The sequence below is a fragment of the Amycolatopsis sp. NPDC088138 genome (genome assembly GCF_044741685.1).
Lineage (GTDB): Bacteria > Actinomycetota > Actinomycetes > Mycobacteriales > Pseudonocardiaceae > Amycolatopsis.
This window is the reverse complement of record NZ_JBIUTB010000007.1, coordinates 835,139-859,299: the sequence shown is the minus strand read 5'-3', so window position 1 is coordinate 859,299 and position 24,161 is coordinate 835,139. Positions and strand designations below refer to the sequence as shown.

Sequence of the window (24,161 nt, the reverse complement as noted above, 5' to 3'; positions counted from 1 at the left end):
CCGGGCTTTCCCGGTGAAGCGGCCGAACTCAGAAGTCCATGCCACCCATGCCACCGGACGGGTCGGCGGGAGCGGCCGAAGCCTTCTCCGGCTTGTCCGCCACGACGGCCTCGGTGGTCAGGAACAGCGCCGCGATGGAGGCGGCGTTCTGCAGCGCGGAGCGGGTGACCTTCGTCGGGTCCGGCACGCCGGCGGCGAGCAGGTCCTCGTAGACACCCGTGGCGGCGTTCAGGCCGTGACCCTGCGGCAGACCCTTGACCTTCTCCACGACGACGCCGCCTTCGAGGCCGGCGTTGATCGCGATCTGCTTGAGCGGGGCCTCGACGGCCACCTTGACGATGTTGGCACCAGTGGCCTCGTCGCCCTCGAGCTTCAGACCGGCGAAGGCCGCCTCGGCAGCCTGGATGAGAGCGACGCCACCACCGGCGACGATGCCCTCTTCGACGGCGGCCTTGGCGTTGCGCACGGCATCCTCGATGCGGTGCTTGCGCTCCTTCAGCTCGACCTCGGTGGCGGCACCGGCCTTGATGACGGCCACGCCGCCGGCCAGCTTCGCCAGACGCTCCTGGAGCTTCTCGCGGTCGTAGTCCGAGTCCGAGTTCTCGATCTCGGCGCGGATCTGGTTGACGCGACCCTGGATCTGGTCGGCGTCGCCCGCACCCTCGACGATGGTCGTCTCGTCCTTGGTGATGACGGCCTTGCGCGCCTTGCCCAGCAGCGACAGGTCGGCGTTCTCCAGCTTGAGGCCGACGTCCTCGCTGATGACCTGGCCACCGGTCAGGATCGCGATGTCCTGCAGGATCGCCTTGCGGCGGTCACCGAAGCCCGGGGCCTTGACGGCGACGGACTTGAAGGTGCCGCGCATCTTGTTGACGATGAGGGTGGCCAGGGCCTCGCCCTCGACGTCCTCGGCGATGATCAGCAGCGGCTTGCCGGACTGGATGACCTTCTCCAGCAGCGGCAGGACGTCCTTGACGGTGGAGATCTTGGAGCCGAAGAGGAGGATGTAGGGGTCCTCCAGCTCGGCTTCCTGACGCTCCGGGTCCGTCACGAAGTAGCCCGAGATGTAGCCCTTGTCGAAGCGCATGCCCTCGGTGAGCTCGAGCTCGAGACCGAAGGTGTTGCTCTCCTCGACGGTGACGACGCCTTCCTTGCCGACCTTGTCCAGCGCCTCGGCGATCAGCTCGCCGATGGTGCGGTCAGCGGCCGAGATCGAGGCGGTAGCAGCGATCTGCTCCTTGGTCTCGATCTGGACGGCGGCCTTGTGCAGCTGCTCGATGATGGCCTCGACGGCCGCCTCGATGCCACGCTTCAGGCTGATCGGGTCGGCTCCGGCCGCGACGTTGCGCAGGCCTTCCTTGACCAGGGCCTGGGCGAGCACGGTGGCGGTGGTGGTGCCGTCACCCGCGACGTCGTCGGTCTTCTTGGCAACTTCCTTGACGAGCTCGGCCCCGATCTTCTCCCACGGGTCCTCGAGCTCGATCTCCTTGGCGATGGAGACGCCGTCGTTGGTGATGGTCGGCGCGCCCCACTTCTTCTCGAGCACGACGTTCCGGCCCCGCGGGCCGAGGGTCACCTTGACGGCTTCGGCGAGGATGTTCAAGCCGCGCTCAAGACCGCGGCGGGCGTCCTCGTCGAACGCGATCAGTTTGGCCATTGCGGTGTGGTCCTCCGGTATTGGGCGCCACCGCCGCGCTGTAGTGCTTTGCAGCGGCGGCAGCAGGACTCTTTCCTCGGCCAGGCTCGGTGCCCGCGACGGACGACTGGACCCGGGTGGGGGTACAGCCTCACCGTCCCGACCTTCAAGCACGCGATCGGTGACCGCGCGCCTGGCACTCAACGGCGTCGAGTGCCAATGCCGTGTTTAGCACTCTCAGGGGGAGAGTGCAAGAAGACCTGCTCAGCGCCGCACGGATTCAGGAGCTCGGCTTGATGGAGATCGACGTCGGGGGCGCGTTGAGCGAGGACGTCGGGCTGCCCTGGGAGTCGCCGGGGCCGACCGGGATGTTCGGGGCCGTCGTCTGGCCGCCACCGCCGCTGTCGCCGCCGCTGAAGATGATGATCGCCGCCACGATCGCGCCGATCACCACGACCGCGCCGATCACGATGAAGACCCACTTGGCGCCGCCGCCGCTCTTCGTCTGGTCGAACGCGCCCGCGCCGCCCGCCGGCATCGGCGGGCGCAGGCGCATCGGGTCACCGGGCGGGCCGTAGCCGGGCGGCGGGCCCTGCTGCATGCCCTGCTGCTGGGGGTAGCCGTACCCCTGGGGCGGCATGCCCTGCGGGGGCATGCCCTGCGGCATCCCCTGCGGCGGGCCCTGCTGGGGGTAGCCGTAGCCGGGCGGCGGGCCCTGCGGCGGCGGGCCACCAGGGCCCTGCGGCCCCGGCTGCTGCCCGTAACCGGGCTGCTGCTGTCCTCCGTACGGGTGCACGGGGGCCCCCTCTCCCTGCGGTGCCGTGGTCTGGTGCGGTCCTTGTTGTACCTGACCATGGCGCTGCGGCGCGGGAACTCCACCCGAATTCGTCCCCGGGGGCCCGGGCGGGGTGTCCGACGTCGCCTGGGCGCCGAGCGCGCGGCGGGCGGCCGCGATCAGCTCGACGCAACTGGGGTAGCGGTCCGCCGGGTTCTTGGCCATGCCCTTGCGGATGACCTCGTCGATGGCCGGCGGCAGCGCGACGGCGCGGGAGATGGCGGGCGGCTCGCCGTTGAGGTGGCCCTTGATCACCGTCGGCACGTCACCCTTGAACGGCGGGCTGCCGGTGAGGCAGGCGTAGAGGACGCACGTCAGCGCGTACTGGTCGGTGCGCCCGTCCAGCGGCTCGCCGCGCAGGTGCTCGGGCGCCGCGTAGGTGGGCGAGCCGAGGAAGTCGCCGCCGCGGGTGCGGTGGCCGGTCGCGCCGCGGCGCGTCAGGCCGAAGTCGGCGACGTACACGTGCTCGCGCGAGGTCTCCTTCTTCGTCACGAGCACGTTGGCCGGCTTGACGTCCAGGTGGACCAGACCACGGTTGTGCAGGGTGTCGAGCGCGTCCGCGACCTGGTCGAGCATGGTCAGCGTGCGCGCGGGCGCGATCGGGCCGCCCGCGATCAGGCCGGCGAGGTCACCGCCGTCGACCATCCGCATGGCGATGTAGAGCATGCCGTCGAGCTCGCCGAAGTCGTACAGCGGCACGACATTGGCGTGGTCGATCGCGGACGTGTTGCGCGCCTCGTCGACGAACCGCTCGCGGAACTCGGCGTCGGTACCGAGGTGGTCGCCGATGACCTTCAGCGCCACCTTCCGGCCCAGGCGCACGTCCGTGGCCTTGTAGGTCACGCTCATGCCGCCCTTGCCGAGCACTCCGTCGATGCGGTAGTTGCCCAGCCGGCGACCGGTGAGGTCCCCCGACACATCGCCTGTCACGCCCGGCAGCCTAACGTCCCAGGTTCGGCGGCTGCCGGGGGTTCGCCCAACAGGTCAACTCGGTCGACTAGGACACCTTCCGCACGTCGGCAGCCTGGCTCCGGCCGTCCCTCCCGGACTGGACTTCGAACTCGACGCGATCGCCTTCGTCCAAAGTGCGGAATCCGTCAGCCTGAATGGCCGAATAGTGGACGAACACGTCCGGTCCTTCGGTGGATTCGATGAACCCGTAGCCCTTTTCCGAGTTGAACCATTTGACGGTGCCGACAGCCACGGCGCCCTCCCTCAGCACACAAGGATCCGCTGGCCCAGCTAGGGCCAGCGGCGCGAGTGACAATCACGCTACCGGAATTATTCCCCTCGGCAATGGGCAATTCGTCTGAAGATCACGTGCCCGAAAGGCGCCGGTTACGCGCATGCACGAGCACCGTCCCGGGACCGGCGAAGTCGACCGCCAATCCTTCTCCCGTGCGCACCGACTGCGGCCCGCCGGGATCGAGTGCGCGCAGCCGGCACTGGATCGTGTCCGGGTAGGCCAGCAGGTAGTCCGGCCGGACCGTGACCAGTTCGCCCTGGGCGAGCTCGAACGCGTCCACCGGGCCCGGCGCGGCCAGCACGAGCGCCCCGGTTCCGCTGTAGTGGTCGAGAAAACCCGCGTCGGCGCCGAAGAGCTGCTGCAGTGGCGCCCAGCCGGTGTCGTGCCGGACGGCCGAGGGCCGCACCAGGACGGCCTCGCGGTGCACCGACCAGCCCGTGCCGCCGCGCAGCTCCAGCGGGTAGACGTCGCCGGGTCGCAGCGGCGCGAAGTCGATCCAGCCGCCGTCGGACGGTGCCGTGTAGACGACCGCCGCCGTCTTGCCCGCGCGGGCGCCGCCGCGGCCCGCCGCCGTCTCGGTGACGCCGAACCGGCTCGCGAGCAGCGTCTCGGGCGCGGCGTGCACGGCCTCGCCCGGGTCGAGCAGGACGCGGGCGACACCGAATCCGGGCGTGTGCCGGGTCTGGACGCGCATCAGCGGGACGGGACGTGCGAGATGATCCAGCTGATCAGCGCCGACGGGTTGCGCGTCTGCGTCATGATCTGGCCGGGGCCGACGAAGTCGAAGACGAGGCCTTCACCGCTCTTCATGGACTGGATGATGCCCGTCGCCACCTTCCGGATCTGGTACTGCACGGTGTCGGCGTACGCGACGACGTGCCCGGTGTCGACGGTGACCATCTCGCCCGGCTGCAGCGTCATGGTCTCGACCGCGCCGTAACAGCTGACGAGCAGCTCGCCCTGGCCGGTGGCGTGGGTGAGGAAACCGCCCTCGCCGCCCATCAGGTTCTTCATGCCGCCCCACTTGGTCTCGGTCTGCACGCCGTGCGACGACGCGAGCCAGCAGCCGCGCGTGACGGCCCAGCCGGTGCGGCCGTCGAGCGGGATCACCTGGATGTCGCCGGGCAGGTTGGCCGCGACGTCGACCCAGCCGCCGTTCTGCGGCGCGGTGAAGGTGGAGATGAAGAAGGACTCGCCGGAGAGGAAGGCGCGGCCGAGGCCCTTCATGATGCCGCCCTGCGCCTGGGACTGGACCTGCACGCCGTAGCTCGTGGCCATCATCGCGCCGGACTCCACCTGGCACGGTTCCCCGGGCGCCAGCATCAGCCGGGCGACGGCGAACGAAGGCTGGTTGCGGACTCGGACCTGCATGCGTACTCCCCGTTGGCGTGCTCCAGACGACGCAGAGTCTTGCACGCCGTTCCGGAGGGGGGAGGATGGTCCGGTGATCTCCGTCGACGACTACCGGGAGCGGATCACCGCGCTCCTCGGCACCGCACCCGCCGCCTCCCTGCCGCTCGCCGCCGCGGCCGGCCTCGTCCTGGCCGAGGACGTGCTGGCGGGCGTGTCCCTGCCACCGTTCGACAACTCCGCGATGGACGGTTACGCGGTCCGCGCCGCCGACGTGACCGGCTCGCCGGTGACGCTGCCGGTGGCCGACGACATCCCGGCGGGCCGGGTCGACGTCGGGACGCTCGAACCCGGCACCGCGCACCGGATCATGACCGGCGCGCCGGTGCCGCCGGGCGCGGACGCCGTCGTGATGGTCGAGGACACCGACGGCGGCACCGAGACCGTGACGATCACCGCCGAAGCCCGCGAAGGCGCGCACATCCGGCGCACCGGCGAGGACGTCGTCGCCGGTGCCGTCGCGCTGCCGGCCGGAACCGTGCTGGGGCATTCGCACCTGGGCCTGGCCGCCGCGGTCGGGCTCGCCGAGGTGCGGGTGCACCGGCCGCTGCGGGTGCTCGTCGCCTCCACCGGCACCGAGCTGATCGACGCGCCGGCGCCGCTGCGCCACGGCCAGATCTACGAGTCCAACAGCGTGATGCTGGCCGCCGCGCTGCGCGAGCTCGGCTGCGAGGTCGAGGTCGTCCGCAGCGTGGTCGACGACGTCGAGGAGTTCCGCAAGGTCATCGAGCCGCGGCTGGTCGGCGCCGACCTGCTGGTCACCTCCGGCGGGGTCAGCGCGGGCGCGTACGAAGTCGTGAAGGACGCGCTCACCGGGCAGGGTGTCGAGTTCGCGAAGGTCGCGATGCAGCCGGGCGGGCCGCAGGGCTGCGGACGCTGGCAGGGCGTGCCGGTCGTGACGCTGCCCGGCAACCCGGTGAGCGTGCTCGTGTCGTTCGAGGCGTTCCTGCGCCCGGCGCTGCTGGCCGCGCTCGGCCACACCGACGTCTCCCGCCGCCGGGTGCGGGCCCAGCTGAGCGAGGAGATGAGCTCGCCCGCCGGACGCCGTCAGTACCGCCGCGGGGTGTTCACGCCGTCCGGGCGGGAGGTCACCGGGGTGGTCGGCCCGCGCGGCGGGCCGGGGTCGCACCTGCTGGCCGCGTTCACCCAGGCCAACTGCCTGATCGTGCTGCCGGAGGACGTCACGTCGGCAGCGGTTGGCGACGAGGTGGACGTCCTGCTGCTGTGACCGGGAAGTCGCGCAGCTTCGCCAGCGGCGCCAGCATCACGAGGGCGGCGATCAGCACCGCGGACATCACCCAGAGCGTCTCGCGGACGCCGATCGCCTCGCCCAGGACGCCGCCGAGGACGCCGGCCAGCGGGATCGTGCCGTAGTTGACGATCGACGTCGTCGAGGTGATCCGGCCGAACAGCGCCGGCGGGCAGTAGCGCTGCCGGAACGTCGTGGTCAGCACGTTCGACGCGACGACACCCGCGCAGACGCCGAACTCGGCGATGACGAACAGCGCGAGTCCCCAGCCGGGGCCGCTCAGCGGGCCGAGCAGCAGCATCGGCGCCGCGAACACCTCGCACAGCAGGAACGCGCGGGCGGTGCCGAAGCGGGCGCCGAGCCGCCCGGCCAGCGCGGCCCCGAAGACCCCGCCGGTCGCGGCCATCGCCAGCACCAGCCCGACCAGGCCGGGTGCGGCGCCGAGCGTGCGGGACAGGAACACGATCTGGATGGCCTGGTACCCGGTGAGCGCGAGGTTCGAGACGGCGCCGAACGTCATCAGCGTCCGCAGGTAGCGGTCGCCGAGGACGAACCGCAGGCCTTCGGCGATCTGGCTGCGCAACGGCGTCCGCTTCACCGGGACGACGGTTTCGCGCACCTTGATCGCCCGCACGCACAGCACGGAGACGCCGAAGCTGACCGCGTCCGCCAGGATCCCGCTGACCGGGCCGAACGCCTGCGCCAGCAACCCGGCCAGGCCGGGTCCGGCGACCTGCGTCGCGGACTCGCTGCCCTGCAGCTTCGCGTTCCCTTCGAGCAGGTCACCAGGACCGACGAGCGCCGGCAGGTAGGCCTTGTAGGCGAGGCTGAAGAACACCTTCGCGACTCCGCCGAGCAAGGCGGCGGCCAGCAGGTACGGCATGGTCAGCATGCCGAATACCGCGGCGAGCGGGACGCTGCCGAACACCGCCATCGACACCGTGTTGCAGGCCAGCATCACCGGGCGCTTCGGCAGCCGGTCGACCCAGGCGCCGGCGGGCAGGCCGATCACCAGCCACGGCAGCCAGGCCACCGCCGTCAGCAGCGCGACCTGGAACGTGCTCGACCCCAGCGTGACCACCGCGACCAGCGGCAACGCCGTGCTCGCGACCATGCTGCCGAGCATGCTGGTGGTCTCGCCGGTCCACAGCAGCCGGAAGTCGCGGCTCCCCCAGAGCCCCTTCACGGCTGACCCAGCGACGCCCGCGCGGCGAAGAAGACCGGGCGCCGTTCGACGCCGTCGCCGGGCTCGGTGCGGTTCTCGAACTCGCTGATCAGCAGGAAGATCCGCTCGTTCAGCTCGTCCATCTCCTCGCGCGACAGCCGCACCCACGTGTCGATGCTGAACGGGCCGCCCTGCCAGTCCTCGGGGTAGGTCTCACGCTGGGCGATCCAGTCGCGGGCGATCGCCACCTGGTGGTCGAGCACGAGCACCTCGGCGGCTTCGGCGATCGGGTCTCCGGGGAAGCTCGCGGCCGCCCACCGGAGGGTCTTGGCGCTGCGCCGCCACCAGCGTTCCCGCTGGTCACGGGCCAGTTCCGGGGCCACTTCGACCAGCTTCGCGGCGGCCAGGACCTTCATGTGGTGGCTGACGTTGCCCACCGCCTGGTCCGTCTTGGCCGCGAGCATCGACGCCGTCGCGGGGCCGTCGAGGTGCAGCAGTTCCAGGAGCCGTCGGCGCAACGGGTGCGACATGGCGGCCAGCACCTTGGAGTCCCGGATCTCCCGGACGTCATCGGTCATGACGCACAAGAGTAGTTGTACAACAGCTCTTGTGCAATACCTCTTGTGCGTTGGCGTGATCAGCCCGCGTAAGCTCTCCGCCATGGGTTTCGTCGCATGGGTCATCTTCGGCGCGCTCGTCGGCTGGGCCGCCAACCTCGTGGTCGGCGGGCGGGACCGGCGTCGGCAGGGTTGCCTGGTCAGCGTGCTCGTCGGTGTGGTCGGCGCGGCACTGGGCGGCTTGATCTACCGGCTCGCGACCGGCCAGGCGAAGTCGTTCGACTTCGACTTCCCCAGCTTCGGCGTGGCCATCCTGGGCGCCGTCGTGCTGCTGGCGATCCTGCGGCTCGTGAGCGGTATCGGCCGTCGTTCGGGTGACCGTTCGTAACGTTTGCCTGATGAACAGTGGTCAACACGGTTCCGGCGGCTAAAGTACGTCGTTCGGCGCTTCTCGCACGCCCTGGTTCCGGGGCCGGGTGCATGCGCCGTCGGGGGGTGCATGCACCCGGCTTCGTCTCAGCGCCTGCCTCTTGGCCTCGAGGACGACGTCCACCGCGTGGTCCGGATCGACGAGGGACGGCAACGGCCCCTCGGCGACGTCCCGGCGCCACGCACCGAGCAGCTCGGCGAGCCGGGCATCGGCGGGATCGCGGCGGTCGGTCATCGGTCCTCACAGGTCAGACGGCGTCAACTACCCAGAGTTATCGCAGACTTCGACCATCCGTTACCGGGATGTGGTCGCTCCCACCCGTCGCGGGGACACCCTCGCGGAGGACCCGGACGGACCCGACCAGACCCCCACCTGGGGCAGCGGTAGCGTGGTGGCGCCCGTACGCGGCCGCCGGAACCCCGGCGTCACCCGCCCTCACGACACGAAACCAGGGGACCCGACCATGAGCGGCACCCGGCCGGAATCCGCCGGCAATCCCGTCGCCCACGCCCTCCAGCTCGCCCGCGAGACGCTGCCGCCGATGCACCCGGCCGGTCGCCCGTTCGTGGCGGGTGGCGCGGTCGCGACGCTGGTCGCCCGCCGGTTCTCCAAGCGCCTCGGCGTCCTCGGCGCGCTCACGACCGTGGCGATGGCCGCGTTCTTCCGCGAGCCGAAGCGGGTCCCGCCGCCGCGTGACGGCGTCGCGCTGGCCTCGGCCGACGGTCTCGTCTCGCTGATCGAGGAAGCCGTCCCGCCCGCCGAGCTCGGCCTGCCCGCCGAGCCGCGGATGCGCGTGTCGGTGTTCCTCTCGGTGTTCGACGTGCACGTCCAGCGCGTGCCGGCGAACGGCGTGATCGAGCGCGTGGCCTACCGGCCGGGCAAGTTCCTCTCCGCGGACCTGGACAAGGCGAGCGAGGACAACGAACGCAACTCCGTGCTGATGCGCACCGAGGACGGCCACGAGCTCGTCGTCGTGCAGATCGCCGGGCTCGTCGCGCGCCGCATCCTGTGCGAGATCCACGAGGGCGACAAGGTCGGCGCCGCCGCGACGTACGGCATCATCCGCTTCGGCTCGCGGGTCGACCTCTACCTCCCGCCGGGCTCCCGGGTGCTGGTCGCGAAGGGCCAGCGGACGGTCGGCGGCGAGACGGTGATCGCCGAACTCCCCGCCTCGCGCTCGGAAGGCTGACCCCATGGTCCGCGTGACCACGACCACCCCCGGCGTCCGGCTGCTGCCGAACGCCATCACCGTGCTGGCGCTGTGCGCCGGGCTGTCGGCGGTGCAGTTCGCGCTGACGAAGAACTACTCGATGGCGATCGCCTCGATCGGCATCGCCGCGGTGCTCGACAGCCTGGACGGCCGGATCGCCCGCCTGCTCGACGCGACGTCGAAGATGGGCGCGGAGCTGGATTCGCTGTCCGACGGCATCTCGTTCGGCGTCGCGCCGGCGCTGGTCGTCTACGTGTGGCAGGCGGGCGCGGACCGGATCGGCTGGGTGGCGTCGCTGATCTTCGCCGTCTGCATGATCCTGCGGCTGGCCCGGTTCAACACGCTGCTGGACGACACCGAGCAGCCGCCGTACTCCAGCGAGTTCTTCGTCGGCGTCCCGGCGCCGGCGGGCGGCCTGCTCGCGATGCTGCCGCTGGTCGCCTGGCTGCAGTGGGGCGGCGGCTGGTGGTCGTCGCAGTGGGTCGTCTGGGCGTGGACGATCGCCATCGCGGCCCTGCTGATCAGCCGGATCCCGACGCTGTCGCTGAAGACGGTCAAGGCCCCGGCAAAGGCGATCGCGCCGCTGCTGATCGGCGTCGCCCTGCTGGCGGCGGCGATCATCCAGTTCCCGCTGGTCGCGCTGATCGTCGCGATGATCCTGTACCTGGCGCACATCCCGTACTCGGTCTACCGCAGCCGCTGGCTGGCCGCGCACCCCGAGGCCTGGACGGTCCCGCCGCGCGAGCGCCGCGCGATCCGCCGGGCCCGCTCCCAGCGCCGCCTCGGCCTGCGCCCGCCGCTGCGCCGCCGCGTCGCGGGCGCCGCGATGCGCGCGGTCCGCCTCCCCCGCAACGGCGAGTACGTCCGCACCCCCCGGGGCCCCCGCGAAAACGCTCAGAACGGCGACGGCCAGCGCCGCCGCTCCTGGCGCCAGATCGGCCTCCGCCGCAAGTAACCCGTGTCGTCCTCCCCATCCACGCGTGTCGACCCTCCAATCACGCGTGTCGACCCTCCAATCACGTGAGCCGACCCTGCAGGCACGCGAGCCGACCCTCCGGGCACGTGATCACGCGTGATTGAGCAGCCGACACGTGTGATCAGAGGGTCGACACGCGTGATTGAGGGGACGACACGCCGTCTAGCTCGCTGAGCCCAGGCCGGTGATCAGCAGGTTCAGCTGGTGCTCGAAGTCCTGGACGCAGTCGCCGGACTCCAGCGCGGGCAGCACCCGGTGCAGGCTCGGCAGCTCCTCCGGCGTCACCATCCGGCGGAAGTACGCGACCACCGGCTCCACCCGGGCAGCGGCCGCGGGAGTGCCGGTGCCCGCGGTGCCGGTGAGGACCGAGCCGAACAGCATGCCCAGCAGCGAGCGGTACGACCGGGCCGCGACTTCTTCGGAAAGGCCCGCGTCGAGCAGTGCGTGCAGCAACGCGTCGATGACGCGCAAAGCCCCGGCCGAACGCGGGTTCGCGTCCTGCGCCGCCAGCGCCCGGACGACGACGGGGTGCCGCGCGAAACTCGCGTACAGGCCCTCGGCCAGCGACCGCACCCGCGACTCCCACGGCAGCGAAGGGTCCGGCACCGTGACCTCTTCGAAGACCCGCGCCGTGAGCCCGTCGAGCAGGTCTCCCTTGTTCGCGACGTGGTTGTAGAGCGACATCGCCTCGACGCCCACCGCCGCCGCGACCTTGCGCATCGACAGCGCCGCCAGCCCCTGCTCGTCGGCCAGCCGCAGGGCCGCGTCAAGGACTTTCCCACGATTCAGACTCACGCTTACAGTGTAAGTATGGACGCCGAAACCGTGCTCACCACCACCCGATCCGTACGCCGCAAGCTGGACCTCGACAGTGACGTGCCCCAGGACGTCCTCGACCACTGCCTGGAGATCGCCCAGCAGGCCCCCGCCGCGGGCAGCATGGCCGCGCGGTTCCGCTGGCTGCTCGTGCGGGACGCGGGCACCAAGGCCAAGATCGCCGCGTACACCCGCGAAACCGCCGAGACGGCGTGGGCGAAGTACGGCCACCTCGTCGAGGAACGCGCCCTCACGTCGGCGCAGCACCTCGTCCGGAACCTCGAACGGGTGCCCGTGCTGGCGATCCCGTGCCTGATCGGCCGCCCGCCGGCCGACGCGTTCACCCAGTCCGCGTACTTCGGCTCGGCCTACCCGGCGATCTGGAGCTTCCAGCTGGCGCTTCGCGCGCGCGGTCTCGGCAGCTCGATCTGCGGCTACCACCTGCAGGACCACGAAGCCGACGTCGCCGCCCTGCTCGGCATCCCCGATGACGTCACGCAGATCAGCCTGCTGGCCGTCGCCCACACCACCCAGCGTGACTTCCGCCCCGCGGCGCGGCCGGCGGTCCGGGACATCACCTACTTCGACGCGTGGGAGCGCTCCGCATCGCTAGGGTGAACGGCGTGAGCCACCCCCAGATCACGCTGACCGTCCGGCACACGCCGTCCGCGCTGGACACCCGCCGCGGCGTCGTCCGGCTGCACCCCGAGGTCCTCGACGCGCTGGGCCTGCGGGCCTGGGACGCGGTGCACCTGACCGGCGCCCGCGTCAGCGCCGCGCTCGCGGCGCCCGCCGACGAGACCGGCGTGCCCGGGGTGCTGCTCACCGACGACGTCACGATGTCGAACCTCGGCGTCACCGAGGGCGCCGAGGTCGTCGTCGCCCCGGCCGAGGTGTCCGCGGCGCGGACGGTGACCGTCGCGGGGTCGCGGCTGGCCAGCACCTCGGTGAGCCCGCACATGCTGCGGCTCGCCCTGATCGGCAAGGTCCTGACCGTCGGGGACGCCGTTTCCCTGCTGCCGCAGGACCTCGCGCCGCAGCCGGGGTCCGACGCCGCCGGGCTGCGCGGCCAGCTGTCGCGGGCCATCGGCGCGACCTGGACCAACGAGCTGCTGACCGTCACCGCGACCGAGCCGGCCGGCACTGTCGCGGTTGGACCGTCCACAGTGGTCGTCTGGCGCGACGGCGCCCGGCCCGCCGCCGAGCCCGCCGCGCCGCGGACGGCGACCGCGCTCGTCCGCACCACCGCCGTCACCGCGGCCGAGGAGTGGATCGACGCCGAGATCGTCGAGGACGAGGTGGCGGTCGCGGAGGTCACCGAGCCGGCCGTGCCGGTGGCCGACCTGATCGGCGGCGAAGCGGCCGCCCGCAAGCTTTCCGAGTGGTTCGACCTGGCCTTCCACCGGCCGGAGCTGCTCGCGAAGCTGGGCGCACCCGCCCACCTCGGCGTACTGCTGTCCGGCCCGGAGGGTGTCGGCAAGGCGACGCTGGTGCGTTCGGTCGCGCAGGCCGAGGACGTCAAGGTCGTGCCGGTGGCCGCGCCCAACCTCGCCGTGCTGGACCCGAACGTCGCGGTGGCCCGCCTGCGCGAGGCGATCCGCGCCGCCACCGGCCCGGCCGTGCTGCTGCTCACCGACGTCGACGCGCTGCTGCCCGCGACCACACCGCCGCCGGTGGCGACGGTCGTGCTGGAGGAGCTGCGCGCGGCCCTGCGCCGCGACCGCCTCGCCGTGGTCGCGACGACGGCCCGCGCCGAGTCCGCCGACCCGCGGCTGCGGGCGGCGGACCTGCTGGACCGTGAGCTGGGCCTGGCCCTTCCGGACGCGAAAATCCGCCGTGAGCTGCTGAACGTCCTGCTGCGCGACGTCCCGCTCGAGCCGGGCATCGACTGCGGCGCGCTCGCCGAGCGGACGCCGGGGTTCGTCGCGGCGGACCTGATCGCGTTGCGGCGGGACGCGGCCCTGCGGGCGGCGCTGCGCCAGCGTGAAGAGGACGAGCCGCGCGTCTCGCAGCAGGACCTCGAGGCCGCGCTGACCACCGTCCGGCCGGTGTCGCTGTCCACTTCGGACAACCTGGCCACCGGCGGGCTGACGCTGGACGACGTCGGCAACATGGTCGACGTCAAGCAGTCGCTCACCGAGACGGTGCTGTGGCCGCTGCGGTACCCGGACTCGTTCGCCCGGCTCGGCGTCGCACCGCCGCGCGGGGTGCTGCTCTACGGGCCGCCCGGCGGCGGCAAGACGTTCCTGGTGCGGGCGCTGGCCGGCACCGGCGCGCTCAACGTGTTCGCGGTCAAGGGCGCCGAGCTGATGGACAAGTGGGTCGGCGAGTCGGAGCGCGCGGTGCGGGAGCTGTTCCGCCGCGCCGCCGAGGCCGCGCCGTCGCTGATCTTCCTCGACGAGATCGACGCGCTGGCCCCGCGCCGCGGCCAGTCGTCGGACTCCGGTGTCGCCGACCGCGTGGTCGCGGCGCTGCTGACCGAATTGGACGGTGTCGAGCCGATGCGCGAGGTCGTCGTGCTCGGCGCGACGAACCGGCCCGAGCTGGTCGACCCGGCGCTGCTGCGGCCCGGACGGCTGGAGCGCCGTGTCTACGTGCCGCCGCCGGACGCCGAGGCCCGCACCGCGATCCTGCTCGCGACCTCGAAGAACACCCCGCTGGCCTCCGATGTGGACCTGGCCGCCGTGGCGTCCACTCTGGACGGTTACTCGGCGGCCGACTGCGCGGCCCTCATCCGCGAGGCGGCGTTGACGGCGATGCGCGAGTCGCTGGAAGCCCACGAAGTCACGGCGGCCCACCTCGCGACGGCCCGCACGAAGGTCCGGCCGAGCCTGGACCCGGCCCAGCTCGCGGCCCTGGAGGCCTACGCCCACGTCCAGGCCGGGGACTGAAACACGCGAAGGGGCGCCACCCGCGGGTGGCGCCCCTTCGGCAACAGCTCGTCAGCTGCCCTTGTGACCGGACTCGTAGTTGTTCGTCACGATGACGATCACACCCGGGCTCGCATCCTGTATTCCCTGGAACCGGGGCTCGGCCTTGAAGTCGAACTCCTGCGCCAGCTGCTTGGCCGCGGCCTCCTCGTCGGTGCCCGGCCGGTAGTAGGCCGTGGTCGCCGGGATGACGCCCTGCGAGTAGTTGCTGACCTCGGTGACGTTCCAGCCCGAGCCGGCGAAGTCGTCCTTCGCGCGCGCGGCGAGGCCCTTGATCGTCGAGTTGTTGAACACCCGGACGGTGACCCACTTGTTGGACGTCTGCTGGTCGCCGGGCTGGCCCGGCTGCCCCGACGTCGGCTGGCCGGGTGTCGGCTGACCGGACGACGGCGGCGTGGGCGACGTCGGGCTGGCCGTGCTCGAAGGCGGCGGTGTCGAAGAGGTGGGCGACGTGGGCGACGACGGCCCGCCCGGCGGCGTGCCGGGCTGGGTGCTGGGCGTACCGCTCGGCCCGGCTTCGTTCGATCCGTCACCACTCAACGCGGAGATCCCGCCGATGACGGCGGCGACGATCGCGACGCCGATCAGCGCGACGCCCGCGGCCTTCATCGGCCGGGACATTCCCGAAAACACGCTCATTTCAGCTCGATCCCCAGTCGCCGTGCACCACGTTTGCGCTGCCGGGCGGCGCGCGTCTTGCGCAGCCGCTTCACCAGCATCGGGTCGGCTTCGATCGCCTCCGGCTTCTCCAGCAGCTTGTTCAGCAGCTGGTAGTAGCGCGTGGTGGAGACTTCGAAGCGCTCGCGGATGGCGTTCTCCTTCGCCCCGGCGTGTCGCCACCACTGACGCTCGAAGGCGAGGATCTCGACCTCGCGTTCGGTCAGGCCGGGCACGGGCTTCGGCGGCGACGGCTGCGGCTCAGCCATCGACTCCGCGGCGTCCATCCGAGTCCCTCTCAATCGGGCGACATGGCGATCATGACCTAGCTCTTCCGCGGGCGTCATTCAACCACGAATCAGCACGCCGACGTGGGCATCAACACCGGCGCGTCACGGTCTGATGCAGGTCTACCAGAAGGGTCCGACTAAACTGCCCGCTCGTGACCGTCCACGCCATCCGGATCGCCGGCGACCCCGTGCTGCACAACCCGACTCGGGAGATCACCGAGTTCGACGAGCAGCTGCGCATCCTCACCGACGACATGTTCGAGACGATGTACGCCGCCGAGGGTGTCGGCCTCGCCGCCAACCAGATCGGCCTCGACCTGCGGGTGTTCGTCTACGACTGCCCCGACGACGAGGGCGTGCGCCACAAGGGCGTCGTCGTCAACCCGAAGCTCGAGACGTCGGAGATCCCGGAGACCATGCCGGACCCGGACGACGACTGGGAGGGCTGCCTCTCGGCGCCCGGCGAGTCGTACCCGACGGGCCGCGCGTCGTGGGCGAAGGTGACCGGTTCCGACATCGAAGGCAACCCGATCGAGGTCGAGGGCACCGGCTACTTCGCGCGCTGCCTGCAGCACGAGACCGACCACCTCGACGGCTACATCTACCTCGACCGGCTCGTCGGGCGCCACGCCCGCGCCGCGAAGAAGATGTTGAAGTCCAACAAGTGGGGCGTCCCCGGCCTCTCGTGGCTGCCGCCGCGCACCCCCGAAGACGACGGCGCCGTCATCTGACCCTCCCAAGTCCGTGAAGGCCACCTTGAGGGACTCTATGTCCCTCAAGGTGGCTTTCACGGCTTTCAGCAACCCAGGAAGTGGCAGCGGACCACTCGGGGGGTTTCGAGCACAGAGCCCGCCTTGACGTCCCAGGCCAGGCGGACGTACTGCGCGTGCGTCCAGGCCAGCGGCGTCGCCGAGGTGTTCGGCGTGCCGGCCGGGAAACCGGTCTGGCCCGACGGCGGGTTCTCGTCCCACACCTGCTCCGGCATGGTCTCCGCCGAGCTGCTCACCCGGCCGAGGTCACGCAGCCGCCGCGCGGCCGAGCCGGGCTGGCCGAGCGTCAGTTCGTACTCGCCGCGCTCGCCGGCCAGCAGCGGCCACAGCCGGCCGAACGTCGTGCGGCTCTCGGCCGGGAACGTGTAGTCCCACGGCGAACCGTCGGCCTGCTCGCCGTAGCCGTCCTTCGTGTAGCGGTGCCAGAACTGGCCGGTCGGCGTGGTGAACGAGATCTCCTTGTCCGTGACGCGAACGCTGTTCACGATCACCGGGTCGTCGGCGCGGTAGACGCCGAGGCGCACCAGGTCGAGGAACCCGGCGTCGGTGACCGCGCGCTGGTCCATCGTCACGCTGGAGTTGCCGAGGTTGTACGTCGTCGGAGCGTTCGCGTTGCCGTCCTTGGTGAGCCGGACGAAGTACGGGTCCTTCGACAGCGGCCCGTTCGTGGTGATCGTCTGCTTGGGCAGGTCGGCCTTGAACTTGTCGGCCGCCGCGAGGTAGCGGGCGGCGTCCGCCGGCGCGCCGTTGTGCGAAGCGATGTCCGCGGCGCAGACGAGCCCGGCGATCACCGACGCGATCGTCGACGGGGACCAGCCGTCCTGTTCCTCCCAGCGCTCCTGCTGGGTCCACGGCGAGGCCTGGCCGTCAGGACCCTTGTAGGACAACAGGAAGTCGGCCGCCTTGCGCACGCCGGGCCAGACGTCGTTGCGCCCGAGCTGCTGGGCCAGCACGATCGGGAAAGCGGTTTCGTCGAGCTGGACGGACGTCCAGTACGGCACGCCGTCGACCCGGCTGTTCTGCGGCATGTGCCCGTCAGCCTGCTGCTGCGTGCCGAACATGTAGGTCACCGCGCGGCTCGCGGCGGCCGTGTCGCCGCCGGCGGCCAGGCCGGTCGCGATCTGGTAGAGGTCACGCGGCCAGACCAGGTGGTAGGTGCCGGACGGCGACCACTCCGGGTCGTTGTTCCCGAACCGCCACGGCATGCTCGGCGACGCGATGAACGCGCCCGGGTGGTGCTTGTCCTCACTCGCGGCCAGCGTCAGCATCGACGCCTTGTAGAGGTCGCGCTCGCTGTCGGTCTTCAGCGACGACGGCGGTTTGCTCACCCCGCGCAGGTACTGCTCCCAGCCGCGGTCGTACGAGCGGGTGATGTCCCCGAAGCCGCGCCGCTGCGACGCCTGCGCGTTGCCGAGCGCGTCGGCCGCCTTCGCGCCCATGCCCAGCGCGAGGGTGACGTGCCGGCTGCGCACGCCGTCGGCCGCGGTCTGCCCGGTGAGCAGGACGTTGCCCTTCGCGGCGGTGTCGTAGGTCGCGAGCTTGAACGTCTTCGTGAGCTGGGTGTTGCCGTCGGACGCCCCGGCGAAGCCGACGCTGGTTTTCGTGAAGCCGGGCTTCGCGGTCAGAGCGGCGGCGTTGGTGGCGTCCGACGCGGTGAGCGCGTCTCCCTTGCGGGCGGCCGAGTCGTCGGAGCCGTCGTTGGTCAGGTCCGGGTCGGCGACGGCGTAGAGCTGGTACGGCCGCCCGGTCAGCGACTGGAAGTCGACGTCCACCAGCACGGTCGTCGCGGCCGGGTCGGTGACGTAGGTCTTGCGCAGCCGCCAGCGGTGCTGGTCGTCGGTGACGGTCTGCTCGTAGGTCAAGCTGTCGTCGTCGGTGCGCCGGACCTGCTGGGACTTGGCGGTGTAATCGGCGACGGCGAAGCTGCGCCCGTCGGTGACGACGAAGTTCATCGAGCGGACGCTCGGCGTGGACAGGTCCGGGTAGTAGACCTCGGACAGCTGCCCACCCTGGAGCGTGAACCAGACGTTGCTCGACCGGTCGTGGGCCGTGCCGAAGCCGGTCTTGTTCGCGGGCAGCCAGCTGGGATGGGCGCCGGGGGCGCCGGGAGCCGTCCCCTGTGCCGCCGCGGTCGCGGGTATCAGCCCGGTGACCAGCAGCCCGGCGAGTGCCGAGACCATGAGTTTGCGCATATCAACCCCACAGTGATGTCGCTTCTGCACCGTTACAGAAGCGACAGGCAGTGTCTCGCCGATCCTTCACCGGCGCATGGTCCGAATCGGTGAACCACTGACCGTCACTGGTCCGGTCACGCCACCGGTTCTCTGCCGGCGAACGGACTTCCCGCGGTAACCGGCGCACACTTGAAGTACCTGCAACGGTGTAATCGAGGTACTTCATGGACGAGGCGATGGACGCCTACTCGCGCTCGGTCAGCACGGTCGCCAAGACCGTCACCCCGCACGTCGCCGGGGTTCAGCTCGGGCGCGGCAGCGGGTCCGCGGTCGTCTTCGCCGACGACGGTTACCTGCTGACCAACGCCCACGTCGTCGACGGTGAACGCCAGGGCGTCGCGACCTTCGCCGACGGCAGCGAAGCACGCTTCGACGTCGTCGGTGCCGATCCGCTCTCCGACCTCGCCGTGCTGCGGGCGCGTGACGAGACGCCGTCCGCCGCCGCGCTCGGGGACGCCGACAACCTGGTCGTCGGGCAGCTCGTCGTCGCGATCGGCAGCCCGCTCGGCTTCTCCGGCTCGGTCACCGCGGGGGTCGTCAGCGCGCTCGGGCGGGCGCTCCCGGTGCGCCACGGCCGCGCCGGCCGCGTGATCGAGGACGTCATCCAGACCGACGCCGCACTCAACCCGGGCAACTCCGGCGGCGCGCTCGCCGACTCGGCGAGCCGCGTCGTCGGGATCAACACCGCCGTCGCCGGGGTCGGGCTCGGGCTCGCCGTGCCGATCAACTCGACCACGCGCCGGATCATCAACACCCTCGTCGTCGAAGGCCGGGTGCGGCGCGCGTACCTCGGCGTGGTCGGCGTGCCCGCGCCCCTGCCCGACGACGTCGCCGAGCGGACCGGGCAGGAGGCCGGGCTGCGGGTGCGCGAAGTCGTTTCCGGCGGGCCCGCCGAGCGCGCCGGCCTGCGGGCGGGCGATCTCGTGCTGACCGTCGGCCGCACCCGCGTGTCGGACGCGCAGGGCATCCAGCGGCAGCTGTTCGCCGAAGTGATCGGCACCCCACTGCCGATCACCGTGCTGCGCAACGGAGCCATGGTCGACGTCTACGCCACACCGGCCGAACTGGTCGGGTGAGGTGAGCGGACTTGAGTCTGGCGCCCCGGCGTGGCATGGTCGGTGGCACAACACCACAACGCGGGAGCTCGCGCCATGGCGGGCTGAGAGGGTGACTGGGGATTTGTCCCGGGTGTCACCGACCGCATGAACCTGACCGGGTAATGCCGGCGTAGGGAGTGAAAGTCGTTGACCACCTTGGAAAACAAGGACGTCTCCGTCACGACCGGGCCCATCACGGGCTCACGCAAGGTGTACCACCAGACCGAATCCGGGCTCCGCGTTCCGGCGCGGCGGATCGAGCTGTCCAACGGGGAGAACTTCGACGTCTACGACACTTCCGGGCCGTACACCGACCCCGAAGCGAAGATCGACGTCCACAGTGGACTCCATCGGCTGCGCGCCGGCTGGGCCGACGGCCGCGAGCACAACACCCAGCTCGGGTGGGCCAAACAAGGCGTCGTCACCAGGGAGATGGAGTACATCGCCGCCCGCGAGCGCGTCGAACCGGAGTTCGTGCGCGCCGAGGTGGCGAGCGGGCGCGCGGTGATCCCGGTCAACCGGCGGCACCCCGAGTCCGAGCCGATGATCATCGGCAAGAACTTCCTGGTGAAGATCAACGCCAACATGGGCAACTCGGCCGTCTGGTCGTCGGTCGAGGAAGAGGTCGACAAGATGGTGTGGGCCACCCGCTGGGGTGCCGACACCATCATGGACCTCTCGACCGGCAAGCGGATCCACGAGACACGCGAGTGGATCATCCGCAACTCGCCGGTGCCGGTCGGCACCGTGCCGATCTACCAGGCACTCGAAAAGGTCAACGGGGAACCGGAAAAGCTGTCGTGGGAGGTCTACCGCGACACCATCGTCGAGCAGTGCGAGCAGGGTGTCGACTACGTCACCGTGCACGCCGGCGTGCTGCTGCGCTACATCCCGCTGACCGCGCGGCGCGTCACCGGCATCGTCAGCCGCGGCGGCTCGATCATGGCCGCGTGGTGCCTCGCGCACCACCAGGAGTCGTTCCTGTACACGCACTTCGAGGAGCTCTGCGAGCTGCTGCGCCAGTACGACGTCACGTTCTCCCTCGGCGACGGCCTGCGCCCGGGGTCCATCGCGGACGCCAACGACCGCGCGCAGTTCGCCGAACTGGAGACCCTGGGCGAGCTGACGCACCTCGCGCGTTCGCACGACGTCCAGGTGATGATCGAAGGCCCCGGCCACGTGCCGATGCACAAGATCAAGGAGAACGTCGAGCTGGAGGAACGGCTCTGCGGCGAGGCGCCGTTCTACACCCTCGGTCCACTCACGACGGACATCGCGCCGGCCTACGACCACATCACCTCGGCCATCGGCGCGGCGCAGATCGGCTGGTACGGCACGGCGATGCTGTGTTACGTCACGCCGAAGGAGCACCTCGGCCTGCCGAACCGCGACGACGTCAAGACCGGCGTGATCACGTACAAGATCGCCGCGCACGCCGCCGACCTGGCCAAGGGGCACCAGTACGCGCAGGAGTGGGACGACGAGCTGTCGAAGGCCCGCTTCGAGTTCCGCTGGAACGACCAGTTCAACCTGTCGCTCGACCCGGACACCGCGCGCGCGTTCCACGACGAGACACTGCCCGCCGAACCGGCCAAGACCGCGCACTTCTGCTCGATGTGCGGGCCGAAGTTCTGCTCGATGCGGATCACGCAGGACGTCCGCAAGTACGCCGAGGAACACGGTCTGTCCACTGTGGAGGCCATCGAGGCGGGCATGGCCTCGAAGTCGGCGGAGTTCAGCGAGTCCGGCGGCAAGGTGTACCTCCCCGTGGTCGGGCAATGATTCCGAAGACCCCGCCGACCGCCCTCACCATCGCCGGATCCGACTCCGGCGGTGGTGCGGGCATCCAGGCGGACCTGCGCACGTTCTTCGCCAACGGCGTGCACGGCCTGGTCGCGCTGACCGCCGTCACCGTGCAGAACTCCTTGGGCGTGCAGGGTTTCACCGAGATCCCGGCCGACGTCGTCGCCGCGCAGATCAAGGCGGTGGCGTCCGACATGGGCGTCAACGCGGCCAAGACGGGAATGCTGGCCACGGCGGAGATCATCCGCGCGGTGGCCAAGACCCTCGACGAGGTCGGCGGGGACATCCCGCTGGTGGTCGACCCGGTGGCGGCGTCGATGACGGGCCACGCGCTGCTGCGCGAGGACGCCCTGGAGGCGATCCGCACGGAGCTGTTCCCCCGCGCGACGCTGATCACGCCGAACCTGGACGAGGTCCGCCTGCTGACGGGCATCTCCGTGACGGACGAGGCTTCCCAGCGGGACGCGGCGGAAGCGTTGCTGGCCTTCGGATCCCGGTGGGTCCTGGTCAAGGGCGGTCACATGGAGGGCACACCGGACTGTGTGGACCTGCTGACGGACGGCGGCGCGGTCATCTCGCTCAGCGGCCCCCGCTACCAGACGGAGAACACCCACGGCGGCGGCGACACGATGGCCTCGGCGATCACGGCAGGGCTGGCCAAGGGCGCTTCGGTGCCGGACGCGGTGGCGGCGGGCAAGAAGTTCATCGAGCGCTGCGTGGCGGAGTCCTACCCGCTGGGCGCGGGAGTCGGCCCGGTGTCGCCGTTCTGGGTGCTGACAGACTGAGCGGGTGCGGGAAACCCGGTGCCCGGCATCAACGAAGGCAGTTGGCTCGTCAGCGACCGTTCGGATCACCTGCGCGAACGCGGTCTGCTGAATCCGCCGCCGGAGTGCACGGTGGCCGGGATGCTCACCGCCGTCGCCGAACAGAACTTGAGCCCGCTCGCGGTCGAGATCGTCTGGGACGGCGACTCGCGGGGCTGGATCCCCACGCTGTGCGTCGTCGTGGCGCGCCCGGAGTACGAACTGGTCACCCTGGGCTGGTTCGCGGGTCACCTCGGCCGCACGCAGCCGACCGGCAAAGAGGCGTCGGAGAAGGGCCGGGCCCTGGCGGAGGCGCTCGGCGTTCACTTCTACTTCCCGCTGCGCGACCGGCCCGGCATCGACCAGCCGCACTGGTGGGACCGACCCGGCGCGTGAGCCGGCCCCACCGGCGCACTCAACGGGCCGTCAGACGCGGTGCGTCGACCGCCCAGTACCAGTTGTTGCCCGCCGCGTAGAGGCGCCACGTGAAGCGGGCCGACCGAGCGCCCGCCGGGACCGCCACCGACGTCGTCGTCGGCTGGGACAGGACGTCGCCGCCTCGGTTCGCGGACGAGGATTCCGGGCCGTAGGCCAGGATCGGCTTCTCCGCGCCGCCGTCGAAGGAGACCGTCAGGGCGCCGCGCTGGGTGCCGTCCTGGCGGTAGTGCGAGACGAACCCGATGTCCACAGTGGACTTACCCGACACCGTGAGGGTGGGCGAAACCAGGGAAGAGTCGAAGGTACCCGAAGAGGACGGCGAACCCTTGTCGTCCCACTCGTCCGGGTCCGCCACCGCGAAGACGCCCCGGGACCGCACGTTCGCCTCCCGCTCCTGCCCCGGCGCGGTGCGCGTCCAGAAGTCGTCGTTCGTGAACGCCCAGCCCTGCCATTCCGTCACACCCGCGGGCATGGCCGAAGCGTTGCGGACCGTCCAGCCCGACGGCGCGTCGTGCGTCCAGCCCGGCACCGAAGCCGGGACGCCGGTTTCGTCCACACGCGACTTCAGGACCGCCGAGTCGAACGGGTCCACCGGCACCGCACCCAAGGCATAACCATCCAGGGAAAGCGGGATTCCCAGGTGCCGCAACGCCGTCGGCGCGATGTCGACGATCTTCGGGGCCACCGCGGGTGTTCCCGGCGGCACCGCGCCGCCGGCCGCGACCACGAACGTCATGCGCTCCTCGGGGCTGTCGCCGCCGTGGCCGCCCGGGCCGGTGTGGCCGTGGTCGGTCGTCAGCATGACCAGCCAGTCTTCCGACGCATACGACGGCCGTGCGCTGATGGCCGCGAGCAGCCGGCCGAGGTACGCGTCGTCCGAGCGCAGGGTCGCCGCGTACTCCGGCGAATCCGCGCCGTGGGCGTGGCCGGCCTCGTCCGTCTCTCCGAAGTAGACGAACGACGCGTCGGCCTTGTCCTGCTTCAGGTGCTTCTCGGCGTCCGCCGCGAGCTGCGGGTCGGTGTTCTCGTAACCGGCGGAGTCGCCGTCCAGGACGAACTTGCGGTCCTGGCCGGTCCGCAGGATCTTGTCCCCGATCGGCTTCCAGTCGACGGCGGCGTAGGTGTCGAGCGCCGGGTTCGCCGTCTCGGCCCGCGCGAGCCAGCTGGGGTAGGGGGCCAGGTTGTTGCCGGTGAACGCGTTGTCCTTGACCAGGTGCTTGTCGGGCCAGACGCCGGTGAGGATCGACGACCAGCCGGGGCCGCTGAGCGTCGGTGCCATCCCGCTGCCGTACAGCGAGCTGCGCGACGAATACCCGCGCTGGACGAGCGAGTGCACGTTCGGTGTGTCGGCGGCGAGGAGCTTGTCGAACCGCGTGCCGTCGAGCCCGATCACCAGCACCTTGGGCGTTTTGGCCGCCCCTTCGGCGACACCGGTCGTCAGCCCCGCTACCGCGACCAACGCTGTGACCAGGCAGAACAGTCTCCGCATGAACCCTCCAGGAAATTGGTTCGGATGAGTTACCCGGAGGTTAGGGAGCCACGGAGACGAAGAGGTGAACGCCCGGCGAAACCCGGTGAGCCATCAGCGGGCCGCGGCGGGCCGACCGGC

The 24,161-nt window shown here is 71.0% G+C and carries 24 protein-coding genes and 1 riboswitch; of the genes, 11 read left to right on the top strand and 13 right to left on the bottom strand.

Features of this window, described 5'->3' with window-relative positions:
* Nucleotides 1-28: 28 nt before the first annotated feature.
* From groL to ACIOD2_RS40795, 5 genes are all read right to left on the bottom strand, one after another.
* Nucleotides 29-1,657, bottom strand: a complete 1,629-nt coding sequence (gene groL, locus ACIOD2_RS40815) for a chaperonin GroEL (protein WP_247058577.1) — start codon at nt 1,655-1,657, stop codon at nt 29-31.
* 259 nt (nt 1,658-1,916) lie between these two features.
* Complete coding sequence (locus ACIOD2_RS40810; RefSeq protein ID WP_400550534.1) at nt 1,917-3,401, bottom strand: serine/threonine-protein kinase; 1,485 nt, start codon at nt 3,399-3,401, stop codon at nt 1,917-1,919.
* Between the two features lie 67 nt (nt 3,402-3,468).
* Nucleotides 3,469-3,675 carry a cold-shock protein gene (locus ACIOD2_RS40805; protein ID WP_005164266.1) on the bottom strand — a complete coding sequence of 69 codons (207 nt, stop codon included), beginning with the start codon at nt 3,673-3,675 and terminating at the stop codon, nt 3,469-3,471.
* Between the two features lie 112 nt (nt 3,676-3,787).
* Nucleotides 3,788-4,411, bottom strand: a complete 624-nt coding sequence (locus tag ACIOD2_RS40800; protein WP_400550531.1) for an AIM24 family protein — start codon at nt 4,409-4,411, stop codon at nt 3,788-3,790.
* The gene (locus ACIOD2_RS40795; RefSeq protein ID WP_392756945.1) at nt 4,411-5,088 is read right to left on the bottom strand and encodes a TIGR00266 family protein; all 678 of its coding nucleotides are present in this window, start codon (nt 5,086-5,088) and stop codon (nt 4,411-4,413) included. The genes ACIOD2_RS40800 and ACIOD2_RS40795 overlap by 1 nt, the downstream gene beginning before the upstream one ends.
* Before the next feature lie 73 nt (nt 5,089-5,161).
* On the opposite strand from ACIOD2_RS40795, the gene glp reads away from it, so the two are divergent.
* Entirely contained in the window at nt 5,162-6,355 is a 1,194-nt protein-coding gene (gene glp, locus ACIOD2_RS40790) for a gephyrin-like molybdotransferase Glp (RefSeq protein WP_400550528.1), read from the top strand.
* Here glp and ACIOD2_RS40785 read toward each other — a convergent pair.
* Both ACIOD2_RS40785 and ACIOD2_RS40780 read right to left on the bottom strand, forming a co-directional pair.
* The gene (locus tag ACIOD2_RS40785; RefSeq protein ID WP_400550526.1) at nt 6,309-7,562 is read right to left on the bottom strand and encodes an MFS transporter; all 1,254 of its coding nucleotides are present in this window, start codon (nt 7,560-7,562) and stop codon (nt 6,309-6,311) included. The two genes, glp and ACIOD2_RS40785, sit on opposite strands and share 47 nt — an antisense overlap.
* Nucleotides 7,559-8,119 (bottom strand): ArsR/SmtB family transcription factor, encoded by a 561-nt coding sequence (locus ACIOD2_RS40780; RefSeq protein WP_400550524.1) that lies wholly within the window; start codon nt 8,117-8,119, stop codon nt 7,559-7,561. Before ACIOD2_RS40780 ends, ACIOD2_RS40785 begins: the two co-directional genes overlap by 4 nt.
* Nucleotides 8,120-8,201: 82 nt before the next feature.
* Here ACIOD2_RS40780 and ACIOD2_RS40775 point away from each other — a divergent pair, with 82 nt between their 5' ends.
* The gene (locus tag ACIOD2_RS40775; RefSeq protein WP_326944740.1) at nt 8,202-8,486 is read left to right on the top strand and encodes a GlsB/YeaQ/YmgE family stress response membrane protein; all 285 of its coding nucleotides are present in this window, start codon (nt 8,202-8,204) and stop codon (nt 8,484-8,486) included.
* A 39-nt stretch (nt 8,487-8,525) separates the two neighbouring features.
* Here ACIOD2_RS40775 and ACIOD2_RS40770 read toward each other — a convergent pair whose 3' ends face one another.
* The gene (locus ACIOD2_RS40770; RefSeq protein ID WP_400550522.1) at nt 8,526-8,762 is read right to left on the bottom strand and encodes a hypothetical protein; all 237 of its coding nucleotides are present in this window, start codon (nt 8,760-8,762) and stop codon (nt 8,526-8,528) included.
* A gap of 229 nt (nt 8,763-8,991) precedes the next feature.
* Here ACIOD2_RS40770 and ACIOD2_RS40765 point away from each other — a divergent pair, with 229 nt between their 5' ends.
* Nucleotides 8,992-9,717, top strand: coding sequence for a phosphatidylserine decarboxylase (locus tag ACIOD2_RS40765; protein WP_400550520.1), 726 nt, complete (start codon nt 8,992-8,994; stop codon nt 9,715-9,717).
* Nucleotides 9,718-9,721: 4 nt separating this feature from the next.
* A complete protein-coding gene (gene pssA / locus ACIOD2_RS40760; protein WP_400550518.1) occupies nt 9,722-10,693 on the top strand; it encodes a CDP-diacylglycerol--serine O-phosphatidyltransferase in 972 nt (323 codons plus the stop codon).
* A gap of 183 nt (nt 10,694-10,876) precedes the next feature.
* Here pssA and ACIOD2_RS40755 read toward each other — a convergent pair whose 3' ends face one another.
* Nucleotides 10,877-11,509 (bottom strand): TetR/AcrR family transcriptional regulator C-terminal domain-containing protein, encoded by a 633-nt coding sequence (locus tag ACIOD2_RS40755; protein ID WP_400550516.1) that lies wholly within the window; start codon nt 11,507-11,509, stop codon nt 10,877-10,879.
* Between the two features lie 15 nt (nt 11,510-11,524).
* Between ACIOD2_RS40755 and ACIOD2_RS40750 the strand changes: the two genes are divergently transcribed.
* Together ACIOD2_RS40750 and ACIOD2_RS40745 are read left to right on the top strand one after the other, a co-directional pair.
* A complete protein-coding gene (locus tag ACIOD2_RS40750; RefSeq protein WP_400550514.1) occupies nt 11,525-12,148 on the top strand; it encodes a nitroreductase family protein in 624 nt (207 codons plus the stop codon).
* Nucleotides 12,149-12,153: 5 nt separating this feature from the next.
* Nucleotides 12,154-14,421 carry an AAA family ATPase gene (locus tag ACIOD2_RS40745; protein ID WP_400550512.1) on the top strand — a complete coding sequence of 756 codons (2,268 nt, stop codon included), beginning with the start codon at nt 12,154-12,156 and terminating at the stop codon, nt 14,419-14,421.
* 51 nt (nt 14,422-14,472) lie between these two features.
* On the opposite strand, the gene ACIOD2_RS40740 is transcribed toward ACIOD2_RS40745, so the two are convergent.
* Together ACIOD2_RS40740 and ACIOD2_RS40735 are read right to left on the bottom strand one after the other, a co-directional pair.
* A complete protein-coding gene (locus ACIOD2_RS40740) occupies nt 14,473-15,099 on the bottom strand; it encodes a LytR C-terminal domain-containing protein (protein ID WP_400550510.1) in 627 nt (208 codons plus the stop codon).
* Nucleotides 15,096-15,404 (bottom strand): DUF3263 domain-containing protein, encoded by a 309-nt coding sequence (locus ACIOD2_RS40735; protein WP_323324274.1) that lies wholly within the window; start codon nt 15,402-15,404, stop codon nt 15,096-15,098. Before ACIOD2_RS40735 ends, ACIOD2_RS40740 begins: the two co-directional genes overlap by 4 nt.
* A gap of 155 nt (nt 15,405-15,559) precedes the next feature.
* Here ACIOD2_RS40735 and ACIOD2_RS40730 point away from each other — a divergent pair, with 155 nt between their 5' ends.
* Nucleotides 15,560-16,138, top strand: a complete 579-nt coding sequence (locus ACIOD2_RS40730) for a peptide deformylase (RefSeq protein WP_328448169.1) — start codon at nt 15,560-15,562, stop codon at nt 16,136-16,138.
* Nucleotides 16,139-16,203: 65 nt separating this feature from the next.
* On the opposite strand, the gene ACIOD2_RS40725 is transcribed toward ACIOD2_RS40730, so the two are convergent.
* A complete protein-coding gene (locus ACIOD2_RS40725; RefSeq protein WP_400550507.1) occupies nt 16,204-18,369 on the bottom strand; it encodes a glycoside hydrolase family 15 protein in 2,166 nt (721 codons plus the stop codon).
* Nucleotides 18,370-18,575: 206 nt separating this feature from the next.
* Between ACIOD2_RS40725 and ACIOD2_RS40720 the strand changes: the two genes are divergently transcribed.
* The 4 genes from ACIOD2_RS40720 to ACIOD2_RS40705 all read left to right on the top strand — a co-directional run bounded on the left by ACIOD2_RS40720 (nt 18,576) and on the right by ACIOD2_RS40705 (nt 22,510).
* Entirely contained in the window at nt 18,576-19,487 is a 912-nt protein-coding gene (locus ACIOD2_RS40720; protein ID WP_400550505.1) for a S1C family serine protease, read from the top strand.
* A gap of 50 nt (nt 19,488-19,537) precedes the next feature.
* A riboswitch (TPP riboswitch) is annotated at nt 19,538-19,662 on the top strand.
* Entirely contained in the window at nt 19,656-21,290 is a 1,635-nt protein-coding gene (gene thiC, locus ACIOD2_RS40715) for a phosphomethylpyrimidine synthase ThiC (protein WP_400550503.1), read from the top strand. Its footprint overlaps the riboswitch before it by 7 nt.
* The gene (thiD, locus tag ACIOD2_RS40710) at nt 21,290-22,096 is read left to right on the top strand and encodes a bifunctional hydroxymethylpyrimidine kinase/phosphomethylpyrimidine kinase (RefSeq protein WP_400550684.1); all 807 of its coding nucleotides are present in this window, start codon (nt 21,290-21,292) and stop codon (nt 22,094-22,096) included. Before thiC ends, thiD begins: the two co-directional genes overlap by 1 nt.
* Before the next feature lie 18 nt (nt 22,097-22,114).
* The gene (locus ACIOD2_RS40705) at nt 22,115-22,510 is read left to right on the top strand and encodes a hypothetical protein (protein ID WP_400550501.1); all 396 of its coding nucleotides are present in this window, start codon (nt 22,115-22,117) and stop codon (nt 22,508-22,510) included.
* Nucleotides 22,511-22,529: 19 nt separating this feature from the next.
* On the opposite strand, the gene ACIOD2_RS40700 is transcribed toward ACIOD2_RS40705, so the two are convergent.
* Nucleotides 22,530-24,041 (bottom strand): alkaline phosphatase family protein, encoded by a 1,512-nt coding sequence (locus ACIOD2_RS40700; protein WP_400550499.1) that lies wholly within the window; start codon nt 24,039-24,041, stop codon nt 22,530-22,532.
* Nucleotides 24,042-24,161 lie beyond the last annotated feature (120 nt).

Coding starts and splice junctions, on each gene's coding strand:
- ACIOD2_RS40735 (WP_323324274.1), bottom strand. CDS start 15,404: ATGGACGCCGCGGAGTCGATGGCTGAGCCGCAGCCGTCGCCGCCGAAG.
- ACIOD2_RS40750 (WP_400550514.1), top strand. CDS start 11,525: ATGGACGCCGAAACCGTGCTCACCACCACCCGATCCGTACGCCGCAAG.
- ACIOD2_RS40775 (WP_326944740.1), top strand. CDS start 8,202: ATGGGTTTCGTCGCATGGGTCATCTTCGGCGCGCTCGTCGGCTGGGCC.
- ACIOD2_RS40795 (WP_392756945.1), bottom strand. CDS start 5,088: ATGCAGGTCCGAGTCCGCAACCAGCCTTCGTTCGCCGTCGCCCGGCTG.
- ACIOD2_RS40720 (WP_400550505.1), top strand. CDS start 18,576: ATGGACGAGGCGATGGACGCCTACTCGCGCTCGGTCAGCACGGTCGCC.
- ACIOD2_RS40780 (WP_400550524.1), bottom strand. CDS start 8,119: ATGACCGATGACGTCCGGGAGATCCGGGACTCCAAGGTGCTGGCCGCC.
- ACIOD2_RS40770 (WP_400550522.1), bottom strand. CDS start 8,762: ATGACCGACCGCCGCGATCCCGCCGATGCCCGGCTCGCCGAGCTGCTC.
- ACIOD2_RS40740 (WP_400550510.1), bottom strand. CDS start 15,099: ATGAGCGTGTTTTCGGGAATGTCCCGGCCGATGAAGGCCGCGGGCGTC.
- ACIOD2_RS40700 (WP_400550499.1), bottom strand. CDS start 24,041: ATGCGGAGACTGTTCTGCCTGGTCACAGCGTTGGTCGCGGTAGCGGGG.
- ACIOD2_RS40800 (WP_400550531.1), bottom strand. CDS start 4,411: ATGCGCGTCCAGACCCGGCACACGCCCGGATTCGGTGTCGCCCGCGTC.
- ACIOD2_RS40725 (WP_400550507.1), bottom strand. CDS start 18,369: ATGCGCAAACTCATGGTCTCGGCACTCGCCGGGCTGCTGGTCACCGGG.
- ACIOD2_RS40765 (WP_400550520.1), top strand. CDS start 8,992: ATGAGCGGCACCCGGCCGGAATCCGCCGGCAATCCCGTCGCCCACGCC.
- pssA (WP_400550518.1), top strand. CDS start 9,722: ATGGTCCGCGTGACCACGACCACCCCCGGCGTCCGGCTGCTGCCGAAC.
- groL (WP_247058577.1), bottom strand. CDS start 1,657: ATGGCCAAACTGATCGCGTTCGACGAGGACGCCCGCCGCGGTCTTGAG.